Here is an 11,666-nt window from a genome sequence, read left to right as displayed (position 1 = left end):
TGCGCTTCAAACTCTCGCTGTGTTTGGACATGAAAACCCCCGAAGGTGGATGTCCAACTTTCGGGGGTCAGTTCATACAGGCGGGTTTTTGCGTTTGGTGCCTTGCAAACCGACGTGCCGGCGAAGTCTTTAAAGACCGGGTGAACCCGGATTCCTTGCTCTGCGCGAATTATACGGCCGGCTTCCTTTTGCGCCGATGGACAAGCCAGACGGCGAAAATGCCGCCGCCAATGGCGCCGATCACGAGGCCGGCCAGGCCGGTGAACACGGCAAAATAGCCGCAGGCGCCCTCGAAACAGCTCATCTCGGTGGCATCAGCGATCACCGAGCCGATGGCGAATCCGCCCACGGCGCCGATGACCGCGCCCAGGACGATGCCGAGCAGCGCGGCGATGACCGAGACGAAGGCCGATGGGCTTTCGGTTTCCGGATTGACATAAACGGCATCGGCTTCGGATCCACGGCGCAGCAGATAGATGCAGAGAACGCCGATGGCGATTTGAGCAGCCATGATGGCAAGCGCCTGGCCCGAAAAGACGAAATCCGAAATCGTCAGTGCACAGGCCTGCCAGGTCACCAGCCAGACGATTGTGGCGACCTGCCAGATGATGAACCGTCGCGGGAAGCGGGCCGAGCGGCCGAAGGCGAGGCCGAGCAGGTAAAGCCCCCACAGGATGGTGACGATATCGATGACGAGCCCGCCATAGATAAGGTAAAACACGCTGTCTGGCAGGCCGGTGGCGCCGACCGCGGGCCAGACGGAGATCAGGCCGTAGACCGACCACGCCATGACGAAGACAAGCCAGCCCACCGGCACGAAGGACAGCCCGCTGTCCGGCCGCCTGACTGGCGTCTGTCCATTGCTCGATGTCATGTCCGCACAATGCCCCCGCAAAGCCTCGGCACCCGACAGGCAACTCCGGGGGAAGTCAAGGGCGGCCGGCCCCGCGGTCCTGCCTGTGCACACCATTGCAGCGGCGGCGCCTGTAAAAACGGGCATGCCGGCCGCCTTGTGAAACACTGTGTGGCCGGCAAAGCGAATAGACTGCCGTTATGGCTTGGCATTCGGCGCCGGATCGACTAGATGAGCCCCGCGCCTGTTGCTTCGGCTCAGGTGCGGGGAAGGGCGTTCGCTGGTTGGCGGCGCCGGCGCGGATTTCCACGCCTCAGCCCCAAGGGAGGTGCATCTCCCCAACCCGCACGGCGAAACCGGCCGACGCGACATGCATGGACGGAGAGGTGGCCGAGTGGTTGAAGGCGCACGCCTGGAAAGTGTGTTTACGGGAGACCGTAACGCGGGTTCGAATCCCGCTCTCTCCGCCAATTTGCAACCCAGCCGGAGTTGCCTGGAGCCGGCGCCCAGGGCACACGGACCAAGGCAATCCTCGTCGAGCGCCACGGAGGACCCGACGTTCTGCAGCTTGCGGAGATCGGCTTGGCGCCGCCATCGTAGCGAGGTCCAGATCCGTCACACAATCATTGGGGTCAATTTCATCGACGTCTATTGCAGGACCGGATTTCGACCTCCTGTAGCCGCCGGGCGTTCCGGGCATGGAAGCCGCCGGTCTCATCGCAGCGGTCGGCCCGGAGGTTTCAGGCTTTTCAGTCGGCGACCGCATTGCCTATGCATGCCCGCCGGTCGGCGCCTACTGGCGCAGGCTGCCGACGCTCATCGCGATCTCGAGGCCAGGAGGACAACCGGGGCGCTTGTGCTGAAGGTGTGATAGTGTTGCCCCGGTGCTGTCATATTCTGAACTTGGCGAGCAGTTTTCACTACCGTCTCCACTGAGATGCAATTTCATTCGACAAATGCCGGGCCGAATACCGGAGAATGGCAGCAAAACGGTCGATCATCTCGCCCTAGATCACCGCTTCCTCGAGGAACGGCTCGTTGCGCTCTATGCGCTCGTAACAGAACGGCGACAGATCGAGTGTCTGGAAAGCCCCGTGAACGATGAGTTCTGAAACTCCCCGGCCCACGGCTGGCGACTGTTGCAGCCCGTGCCCCGAGAAGCCGTTGGCAAACATGAAATTGGTCACCTGCGGGTGGAAGCCGACGATGCCATTGTGGTCGAGCATGTTGTACTCGTAGTGGCCGGTCCAACTGGTCTGGACCTTGAGGGCATCGAAGGCCGGGACGCGATGCCAGAGCGCTGGCCAGATATATTCGTCGAACTCTTCATACTGCATTTCGAAGTCGTCGTAGCCGGCCGGCCCGTCGCCCTGCGGGGTGTTGCCGGTGAGAAAAAGCTCGCCTTCCGGGCGCACGAATGTTCCGGAAAGGTCGATGACGTTAGGCATCCGGCCAGGGATCGGATTGGCACTGGCGAAGACGAAGCTATAGCGCTTGTACGGCGCGACCGGGATCGACAGGCCGGCCATGGCTGCCACCTGTTGCGCGCGCGGACCCGCGGCGTTGACCAATGTTCCGCAGGCGATCGTCTGGCCGGTCGCGAGGCGCACTGAGACGACCCGCCCGTTGGCGATGCCAAGCTCCGTCACGGCATTATCGATATACTCGACACCGCTGGCGCGGGCGGCTCGGCGAAAACCGTTCATCAGCCCCATGGAATCGAACCAGCCCTCTTCCCGGGCCCCCCAGGAACCGCCGCCGAGATCATCCACGTTGAGCCAGGGAAAGCGATCCTTCAGCGGGCCCGGCTCGAGGAAGACAGTGTGAGCCCCGAGACTTCGCTGCAGGTCGACGCGCTCGCGGGCCGCTTCGATGCCGTCCGGGGAGCAGCAGTAGAGATAGCCGTGCTCACGAAAGCCGAGATCGGGCGCCGGCTCGTCCTTGTAGAAGGGTGCCATGCGCTCCTGGAAGGTGCGGATGACCTCGATGCCGAACTGGCTGATCTTCACATTGATCGGATTGGAATATTGCTGCCGGATCGCGCTGGTGGACAGCGCTGTCGATGAAAACTCGTAACTGCTATCGCGCTCGACCACGAGGATCGAGGCACCGCTGCCCAGCGCCTGGCTCAGCCAGTAGGCCGTGGACGAGCCGACAACCGCTCCGCCGACGATGACGATGTCGTAGGCGTTGCGCGATGGCGCTTTGTAAGGCGGGATCGCCATGGCTCCGACTCCAAGCTACTGGTTGAACAATGCGATCAGGGCATCCGAGCCCCGCGCAAGAAGGCCAAGGTCCGAACCGACGGCAACCATGGTGAAGCCTTCGGCAAGGTAGCGGTCGGCATCGGCCTTCGCCGGCGCCAGGATGCCGCTTGCCTTGCCTGCCGCCGTTGCGGCCTGACGCACGGACGAGATTGCCTCCTGGACATGTGCCGCGCCGGGATTGCCCATCGCGCCCATATTGGTGGAAAGATCGCCGGGACCGACGAAGAGAACGTCGACGCCGTCGACCGCCGCGATCTCGGCGGCATTCGCCACGCCCAATTCATCCTCAATCTGCACGGCGAGAAGCTGCTGCTCACGCGCCTTGGCGTGGTAGCCGGCGATGCGGCCGAAGGCGTTGGCGCGGTGACCGACCGAGAAGCCGCGAAATCCGCCGGGCGCATAGGTCATGGCCGCGACGATGGCGCGGGCCTGATCGGCGGTCCGTACATTGGGGATCATCAGGCTGCGTGCGCCGATATCCAGCGCCTGCTTGATCAGATTGGGATCGTCGGAGGGCAGCCTGACGACAGCTTCGCTGTCGAAGCCGCCCATCACCTGAAGCTGCGCCATGATGCTGCGCAGATGGTTGGGGCTGTGCTCGCCGTCGATCAGCACCCAATCGGCTCCGGAGCCGGCGACGATCTCCGTGGTGAGCGCCGAAGCCAGCGAGCACCAGATGCCGATGTGAGCCTGGCCAGCCGCTGTGGCAGCTTTCAGCGTGTTGAGGCGTTCTTGCATCTTGCGATCATCTCCAATCATCTGGATTGAAATTTGTATGATGTCCTATATCATATGGCTACAAAACGGTGCAAGATGGGATGTGCGGACTTTCGAATGGGAGCTGGAGAATGAGGATCGGGTTCATCGGGCTTGGCGTCATGGGAGCACCGATGGCGCGCCACCTGGCCGATGCCGGGCATGAGATCGTCACCGTTCTCAATCGCTCCCCTCTACCGCAGGGCCTGACCGCATCGGTCGTCGCGTCCGCCGCCGAAGTGGCACGGCGGTCCGAGATCATCATCACCATGCTGCCCGACACGCCTGACGTCGAACGCGTCCTGTTGGGCGAGGACGGCGTCCTGGAAGGACTGTCAGCCGGCAAGCTGGTCGTCGACATGAGCTCGATCAGCCCCATCGCCACGGCGGCGTTCGCGGCGAAACTGCGAGAGAAGGGAGCCGGCTACCTCGACGCCCCGGTCTCGGGCGGCGAGGTCGGCGCCAAGGCGGCAAGCCTCACCATCATGGTCGGCGGCCCGGCCGCCGAGTTCGAGCGGGCGCTGCCGATCTTTGAGACACTCGGCAAGAACGTCACTTCGATCGGCGAGCAGAATGGCGCCGGGCAGACCTGCAAGATCGCCAACCAGATCATCGTCGCGCTCAACATCGAGGCCGTGGCCGAAGCGCTTGTCTTCGCCAGCAAGGCCGGGTGCGACCCGACGAAGGTGCGCGGCGCCCTGATGGGTGGCTTCGCCGCTTCACGCGTCCTGGAAGTGCATGGCCAGCGCATGATCGACCGGACCTTCGCCCCAGGCTTCCGCATCAAGCTCCACCAGAAGGATCTCAACCTGGCGCTTGACAGTGCCCGCGTCCTTGGCGTGGCGCTGCCGAACACCGCCATGGCGCAGCAACTGATGAATGCCTGTTCAGGCCATCCAGGCGGCGCCGAGGCCGATCACTCGTCTCTCGTCCGGGCGCTGGAGATCCTCAGCGGCCACGAACTGTCAAAAGAAAAGGAGTAAAACCGATGCGCGGAACCGGCAAGGCCGAGATCTTCGTGATGCTGGCCCATCCCGTGGCCCATGCCAAGAGCCCCGGCATATTCAACGAGATCTTCGAGCAGAAGGGCCTCGACAGCCTCATGGTGCCCTTGAGCTGCCGCCCGGAGGATTTCGAGACCTTCTGGGCCGGCATCACGGCAGCCGAGAATATCAGGGGCGTGATCATTTCGGTGCCGTACAAGGTTGCCGTCTACCACAAATGCTCCGCCGCGCATGACCGCGCCGCGCGGGTGGAAAGCGCCAACTCGGTGCGACGGCTGCCGGATGGCAGCTGGTATGCCGACAATTTCGACGGCGTCGGCTTCATCGATGCGCTAAAGGCAAACGGACATCAGATCGCCGGCCGCCGCATTCTTCAAGTCGGTGCCGGCGGCGCCGGTGCCTCGCTCGCCTATTGTCTCGCGGAAGCCGGCGCCGACGAAATCCGCCTTACCGACATCGATACGGCGCGTGCCGAGAAACTGGCGGCGCTGGTTGGCCGCGCGTTCCCGAAATGCCGCATCCAGGTCGGAGGGGCCGAGCCTTCCGGCATGCATATGGCGATCAACGCCACACCTGTCGGCATGCATGCCGGCGATCCGCTGCCGCTTGACGTCAGCCGGCTGACCCCGGATATGACGGTCGTGGACATCATCATGGAGCCTGCGGAAACCGCTCTGCTGCGGGCGGCCAAGGGGGTCGGCTGCCGCGTTCAACCGGGACGCCCGATGATGGATTTCCAGGTCCGGGCGATGTCCGAATTCTTCGACATCGAAGGCAAGGACCGTGGCCATGGCTGAGACACCGACTGCCGTCGTCATCGGCGGCACGTCCGGCATCGGACGCGCTATCACGCAGCGCTTCGCCGAAGACGGTTATCATGTGGTCGTCTCCGGCCGGGATGCGACGAGGGGCAATGAGGCGGCCGGCTCCTGCCAGGCGGCAGGCGCGCCGCGTGCGCTGTTTGTCCAGACAGATGTCGCAGATAGCGGCTCAGTCGAGGCTCTGGCACGGATTGTCAGCGACGGGTTCGGCACGCCTCACGTCGTCGTCAACTGCGCCGGCATCTTGCAGAGCGGCAAGTACGTCCTTGATCAGGATCTGGACGAGGACGAGAAGATGTGGCGGGTGAATTATCGCGGCACGCTGTTGGGGTGCCAGGTGTTTGGCCGGCTGATGTCGGCCGCCCGGCGAGGCGCGATCCTGAATGTCGGCTCGCTCGCCTCTTTCGCGCCGCTGTCGCTGCCGGCCTACACGCCGGGAAAGCATGCGGTCCTGGCCCTGACCCAGATCCTCGCCGCCGAACTCGGCCCGCATGGCGTTCGCGTCAATGCGGTCGCGCCCGGCTATACACTTTCCGATGGTTTGAAGACCAAGATCGCCAAGGGTGAACGCAACCCCGAAGCCATACAGGCCACCACGGCACTGCGACGCTTCGTCGAGCCGCGCGATGTCGCCGAGGCGGCATTGTTCCTCTGCTCGGAGCGCGCCGCTTCGATTACCGGCGTCACCTTGCCGGTCGACGCCGGCTGGCTGGTTCAGGCGCCTTACGCACAATATCTGCAGGGAAATCCCATCCGGCAAACGCCGGCTATCTGACAAGGATAATCCAGTGAGCAATATCCGGCCAGTGAGCGACATCCAGCGCTTCGACTTCGATACCCGCATCCACCACGGCGTCATCCATAACGGCACGCTCTACCTCACCGGCCAGGTCGCGAGGCCCGGCCAGTCCGCGGCCGACCAGATGCGCGAGGTGCTCGGCAAGATCGATGCGCTGCTTGGCAAGGCGGGCACGGACAAGACCCGCATCCTTCATGTGCAGATGTGGCTGGACGACATCAGGGATTTCGACGAAGTCAACGCGGTGTGGGACGCCTGGATGCCCGGGGAGCACGCACCGGCGCGCTCATCGGGCGAAGGACGGATGGCGAAGCCCGGAATGCTGGTCGAACTGATCGTCACCGCGGCGGTTTGAATGGTCCTGCCGGTTCGGGCATCATCCCGAATCTGGCGAGAGGGAGACTGATGACGAAGCGCAAGCCGCTTTCCACCGTCGTGGCGGAGAGCCTGTCCGAGAAGATCCGTTCCGGACAGCTGCTGCCCGGCGCGCAATTGCCGACAGAGGCGGAGCTTTGCGCCGAGTACGATGTCAGCCGCACGGTGGTGCGGGAAGCTGTGGCGCGACTACGTTCCGAAGGCCTGGTGGTGCCGCAGCAGGGGCGCGGCATGTTCGTCAGCGAGACGCCGGCGCCGCGCAACTTCTCGATACCGGACGAAGCGCTCAGGACCTTGCCGGAAACCATTGCGCTGCTCGAGCTGAGGTTGAGCGTCGAGGTGGAGTCGGCGGGATTGTGCGCGGAACGGCGCACCGATGCGGAAGCCAGCGTGATCCGCACCTTGATGGAACAGGTCGACGCCCAGCAGGCCGATCCCGCCGTCGTCCAGATCCACTACGACTATGATTTCCACCTGGCGATCGCCAAGGCGGCACGAAATGAATTCATCCACGGTTTCCTAGGCTATCTCGGGCCGATGATCGTGCCGCGCTTCCAGCTCGGCTATCTGGTCACGCCCGAACTCAAGGACAGCTACTACGCGCGCATACACAGCGAACATAAGACGATCGTCGACGCCATCGAAAGGCAGGATGGCCGCGCCGCCCGCCAGGCCATGCGCAAGCACCTGCACAACAGCCTCGGGCGGGTGCGCGCCCTGGCCCGAGCCTCTGGCGTGGAGGCAATCGAAGCCGAGCAGAAGGCGGCGGCGGCCTCACTTTTCACCGACATGAAAAGGCCTGTCTCGACAGGCGGATGAGGCCTCGGCGAATTCGATCGCATCGGCGCGCCTGAGCCGAAAATTAGACATCCGTTGCGAAAGCCGTGTTTTTTGTTCCGTCACCGGCTGCGCGGGTTTCCCAAGGGTTGAAGGCGCCAGCTTGCCAGCGTTTCCCTGGGTTTTCGGCTGCTGCGGTTAAACCAACACCCCAAGGGATTTTGGAGGCGTTCGAAATTTTCGAAAGTTTATCTTTCCTTTTTGCTGGTTTTCTTGGTTTCGCGGCATCGGCCCGGGCCGCAAACTGAAAACAGACAATCAGGAAAGTCCACGTGACGACAGCCTTCATCACCGGTGCGACGAGCGGCATAGGGCGGGCCATAGCGATCGCGCTGAGCGACGCCGGCTACGACGTCTATGCGGTCGGGCGCAGCCAGGCCGCGCTCAAGGAGCTGCAGGCACAGCGGTCCGGCATCGTGCCGATTGCCGTCGACGTCACCGACCGCGAGGCCCTGGAAGCGGCCCTGGCGGATCTCACCATCGACGTGCTGATCAACAATGCCGGGGTCATGCCGCCGCTCGGCAACTTCGCCGATATGAAGATCGCTGACATCGACACCACGCTCGAGGTGAACCTCAGCGCGGCAATCCTGCTCACGCGCCTCGTCGTCCCGCAAATGCGCGAGCGGCAGTCCGGGCATGTATTGTTCACCGGCTCCACAGCGGGCCACGCGGCATACTCCAACGTTGCCGTCTATTCAGCGACCAAGGCGGCGATATCAGGCTTTGCAGCAGCGCTGCGCGCCGACCTCTCCCCATCAGGCGTACGCGTCACCGAGATCGTTGCCGGCCGTGTCGAGACGCAGCTCTACCAGGACATCCTCGACGCCAACGCGCGCGCAGCCATGTACGCCAGCAAAGTGGTGCAACCGGATGACGTGGCCAGGATGGTCGTCGCTGTGCTTGGGCTCCCCGCATGGGCCGACGTTACCCGTTTCGACATCATGCCGACTTGGCCAACCTCGCCAAGCGGTACCAAGTAAGGAAAACTGGGATGAAAGATCTTTCCGTTCTGATCGTTGGCGGTGGTGCCGGCCTCGGTGCCCTCTTAGCCGAGATGGCTGTCGAGGCCGGAGCGGCAAAGATCGGCATCATCGACATCAACCAGGAAGCCGCCGAGTCCGCGCTGGCGACCGCGAAGGCCAGCGGACTGCCTACCGCGACCGCCCTTTGCGACATCCAGGTAGGCCCAGAGTGCCACGCCGCATTCGAGGCGATCGTTTCGAAACTCGGGCGCGTCGACACGCTGATCAATTGCGCCGCGATCTACCCTCGCCGCCCGCTCCTCGAAATCACCGACGCCGACTGGGATGCCTCCAACGGCATCAACATCAAGGGCACCTACCACATGATGGTGGCGGCGGTTCGCCACATGCAATCGCAGGAGCCGAAGAGCCACGTCCGCGGGCGGATCGTGAACCTGACCTCGGTCGACGCCTTCAAGGCGCATCCGCAGAACGCTCATTATGCGGCGACCAAGGCCGCCGTCGTCAGCCTTACCCGATCCTTTGCCCATCACGTGGCGAAGGACGGCATTCTGGTGAATTCGGTGGCGCCGGCCGGCATGGCGACGGAGAAGGCAAAAGCGCTCGGCTTCCTGGAGGAACTGGCCAAGGCGAGCCCGCTCGGCCGCGGTGCCGAGCCAAAGGAAATTGCCGAATGGGTGCTGATGACGGGCAGCCCCAAGAACACTTACATGACCGGTGAAAACGTAATTGTTTCAGGCGGTTACATATACGCCTGAGCCTCTTTCGCCGCAGGCGACTGAACTCTGGCAGTGCATGACCGAGGCAGTGCATGACCGACCGGCCACAAGCAGGGAAAGGAACGGGATTTTCGATGACCGGCAAGCTGCGCCTTCCCTCGCTGAATGCTCTGCGCGTGTTCCACGCGGTCGCGCAGCACAAGAGCTTTCGGCAGGCGGCGGATGAATTGCTGGTCACGCCGCAGGCCGTCGGACAGCAGATCAAGCTTCTGGAGGATACGCTCCAGGTAACGCTGTTCGAGCGTAAGGGCCGGTCGATCGAACTGACCGAGTCGGCCATTCTTCTGTCGCACTATGTCAAAGCCGGCTTCAACGAGTTTGCCGAAGGCGTTCGCCGCGTCACCAAGTCGAACTATCGGGACCGCATCAACCTGAATGCAAGCCCATACTTCGCCACGCACTATCTCCTGCCGCGGCTTTCGTTGTTCCGGGAAATCTTGCCGGGCGCGGATCTGCGCCTGACGACGATGGTCGACCTGCCCGATTTCGGGCGCGACGATATCGATATGACGGTCCAGTGGGGCTACGGCAACTGGTCCGACTATGAAACCACGTTGCTGGTGCCGGACCCGAAGATCATCTGCTGCACGCCGGCGATCGGCGAAAGGATCAAGTCGGCGCATGATCTGACACAGTTCACGTTGCTCGACACCGTCAAGTCGAAGCGTCTGTGGCCGGACATATTGCGCCACCTTGGCGTGGAACTGACGGATGGCGACCGCAGCATCAGCTTCGACGACGCCGCGACCATGCGCCGGGCGACCTTGCAAGGCATAGGTGTGGGCTTGGTTTCCGTCATCGACGCCGAGGAAGATTTCCGAGCGGGCACGCTGGTCGCGCCGATCGGCCGCGACGCCATTGCCGATATGAAGCCAGAGGAAGTCCCGGGCTTCTATCTTGTCGTCCCGCGCGGACATCTGCGTGTGAAGGCGGTCGCCGCACTTCACCGATGGCTGGCTCAGCAGGACTGGCGCGGCGACCTCACGATTTCCTCGTTACCGAAACCGGCCCCGCTTTCCGACTAGAAGCGGCTTCGAGACCGAGGCCTGAAAGACGCTTTTTAGGCCTCCAACAACAAGAAACCAAACAACCTCAACAGTGGAGACGGAACATGAAAATGATGAAATGGGGGGCTTCGGCCCTGGCCCTTGGCCTCGTGCATTTTGCGGCGCCGGCGGAAGCCGCCGGCGGCAAGACGCTCGAAACCGTCAAGGCACGCGGCATGCTGAACTGCACCGGCCATGACGGCTCCTATCTCGGCTTCGCCGAGGTGGACGACAAGGGCAACTGGAAGGGCATGGACATCGACCTCTGCAAGGCGGTAGCCGCGGCCGTGTTCGGCGACCCGGCGAAGCTGAAGGTCGTTCCGATCAGCTGGGCCCAGCGCTGGCCGGCCTTGCAGTCCGGCGATGTCGACATCATCATCAAGGCCTCGGGCGGCACGCTCAGCCGCGACACCGAACTTGGGCTGCAGTTCTCCATGTCCTACTATCTCGGGACCACCAAGGTGATGGCGCACAAGGAGCTGAACCTCAAGTCGCTCAAGGATGCCGCAGGCGGCACGATCTGCATTCCCGCCGGCACCTCGCAGGAACAGCAGGTCGCTGCCTATACGGCCAAGCTCGGCATCAAGCTCGAACCGGTGCTCATCGAGAAGACCGAGGAGCTCGAGCAGGCCTATTTCTCGGGACGCTGCGATCTTTATGCGCAGTGGGGTCCGACACTGGCCATTGCGCGCATCGCCAAGAGCAAGGTCGACGACCACGTCATTCTGCCCGACGTGCTCGCCGTCGAGCCTGAAGTCATGATCATGCGGCAAGGCGACGACAACTGGGTCGACATCGCCAACTGGACGCTGAGCACGCTGATCTTTGCCGAGCAGGAAGGTATTACCTCGAAGAACGTCGACGAGATAAAGGCCAAGCCGACCTCACCGCAGGTCGCCAAATTCCTCGGCGTCACGCCAGGCATGGGCAAAGGTCTCGGGCTCTCCGACGACTGGGCCTACAAGGTGATCAAGAACGTCGGCAACTACGGCGAAATCTTCGATCGCGATCTCGGCAAGGACTCGCCCTACAAGATGGATCGCGAACTGACCAATTTGTGGAACAATGGCGGTGTCCTGTTCCCGCTGGTTGTCGATTGATCCGTTCTGAACGCATCTCGCTCCAGGTCCCGCCCGGCTCCCA

The 11,666-nt window shown here is 63.1% G+C and carries 13 protein-coding genes and 1 tRNA gene; 10 read left to right on the top strand and 4 right to left on the bottom strand.

What is annotated here, in order from left to right:
• Window positions 1-169: 169 nt before the first annotated feature.
• Window positions 170-874, bottom strand: coding sequence for a hypothetical protein (locus tag X735_RS157040; protein ID WP_023810165.1), 705 nt, complete (start codon window positions 872-874; stop codon window positions 170-172).
• Between the two features lie 359 nt (window positions 875-1,233).
• Between X735_RS157040 and X735_RS157045 the strand changes: the two genes are divergently transcribed.
• Window positions 1,234-1,323, top strand: a tRNA-Ser gene (locus X735_RS157045).
• Window positions 1,324-1,860: 537 nt separating this feature from the next.
• Here X735_RS157045 and X735_RS157050 read toward each other — a convergent pair.
• Window positions 1,861-3,078 carry an FAD-dependent oxidoreductase gene (locus tag X735_RS157050; RefSeq protein WP_023810163.1) on the bottom strand — a complete coding sequence of 406 codons (1,218 nt, stop codon included), beginning with the start codon at window positions 3,076-3,078 and terminating at the stop codon, window positions 1,861-1,863.
• Window positions 3,079-3,093: 15 nt separating this feature from the next.
• Window positions 3,094-3,858, bottom strand: a complete 765-nt coding sequence (locus X735_RS157055) for an HpcH/HpaI aldolase/citrate lyase family protein (RefSeq protein WP_023810162.1) — start codon at window positions 3,856-3,858, stop codon at window positions 3,094-3,096.
• A 110-nt stretch (window positions 3,859-3,968) separates the two neighbouring features.
• On the opposite strand from X735_RS157055, the gene X735_RS157060 reads away from it, so the two are divergent.
• From X735_RS157060 to X735_RS0133935, 5 genes are read left to right on the top strand one after another with little or no spacing between them, the layout of a single operon-like run.
• Window positions 3,969-4,859, top strand: coding sequence for a 2-hydroxy-3-oxopropionate reductase (locus X735_RS157060; protein ID WP_023810161.1), 891 nt, complete (start codon window positions 3,969-3,971; stop codon window positions 4,857-4,859).
• 5 nt (window positions 4,860-4,864) lie between these two features.
• Window positions 4,865-5,677 carry a hypothetical protein gene (locus X735_RS157065; RefSeq protein WP_023810160.1) on the top strand — a complete coding sequence of 271 codons (813 nt, stop codon included), beginning with the start codon at window positions 4,865-4,867 and terminating at the stop codon, window positions 5,675-5,677.
• Window positions 5,670-6,476, top strand: coding sequence for an SDR family oxidoreductase (locus tag X735_RS157070; RefSeq protein ID WP_023810159.1), 807 nt, complete (start codon window positions 5,670-5,672; stop codon window positions 6,474-6,476). The genes X735_RS157065 and X735_RS157070 overlap by 8 nt, the downstream gene beginning before the upstream one ends.
• Window positions 6,477-6,507: 31 nt before the next feature.
• Window positions 6,508-6,855: a RidA family protein gene (locus X735_RS157075; protein ID WP_023810158.1), complete on the top strand. Its 348-nt coding sequence runs from the start codon at window positions 6,508-6,510 to the stop codon at window positions 6,853-6,855.
• A 50-nt stretch (window positions 6,856-6,905) separates the two neighbouring features.
• The gene (locus X735_RS0133935; RefSeq protein ID WP_032908872.1) at window positions 6,906-7,694 is read left to right on the top strand and encodes a FadR/GntR family transcriptional regulator; all 789 of its coding nucleotides are present in this window, start codon (window positions 6,906-6,908) and stop codon (window positions 7,692-7,694) included.
• A gap of 43 nt (window positions 7,695-7,737) precedes the next feature.
• Here the strand turns inward: X735_RS0133935 and X735_RS1000000168675 are convergent, their stop codons facing one another.
• Window positions 7,738-8,001, bottom strand: coding sequence for a hypothetical protein (locus X735_RS1000000168675; protein ID WP_128303176.1), 264 nt, complete (start codon window positions 7,999-8,001; stop codon window positions 7,738-7,740).
• Here X735_RS1000000168675 and X735_RS157080 point away from each other — a divergent pair.
• The 4 genes from X735_RS157080 (at window position 7,985) to X735_RS157095 (ending at window position 11,623) form a co-directional block, all read left to right on the top strand.
• Complete coding sequence (locus tag X735_RS157080) at window positions 7,985-8,695, top strand: SDR family oxidoreductase (protein WP_023810156.1); 711 nt, start codon at window positions 7,985-7,987, stop codon at window positions 8,693-8,695. The genes X735_RS1000000168675 and X735_RS157080 overlap by 17 nt on opposite strands.
• Window positions 8,696-8,706: 11 nt before the next feature.
• Complete coding sequence (locus tag X735_RS157085; RefSeq protein WP_023810155.1) at window positions 8,707-9,456, top strand: SDR family oxidoreductase; 750 nt, start codon at window positions 8,707-8,709, stop codon at window positions 9,454-9,456.
• 95 nt (window positions 9,457-9,551) lie between these two features.
• Window positions 9,552-10,502 (top strand): LysR substrate-binding domain-containing protein, encoded by a 951-nt coding sequence (locus tag X735_RS157090; protein WP_023810154.1) that lies wholly within the window; start codon window positions 9,552-9,554, stop codon window positions 10,500-10,502.
• 86 nt (window positions 10,503-10,588) lie between these two features.
• Entirely contained in the window at window positions 10,589-11,623 is a 1,035-nt protein-coding gene (locus tag X735_RS157095; protein ID WP_023810153.1) for an amino acid ABC transporter substrate-binding protein, read from the top strand.
• The last annotated feature ends 43 nt before the right edge of the window (window positions 11,624-11,666 follow it).

The organism is Mesorhizobium sp. L2C084A000 (assembly GCF_000502875.1).
Taxonomy (GTDB): Bacteria; Pseudomonadota; Alphaproteobacteria; order Rhizobiales; family Rhizobiaceae; genus Mesorhizobium.
Note: the sequence above shows the minus strand (reverse complement) of the source record. Positions and strands in the feature narration are given on the sequence as shown.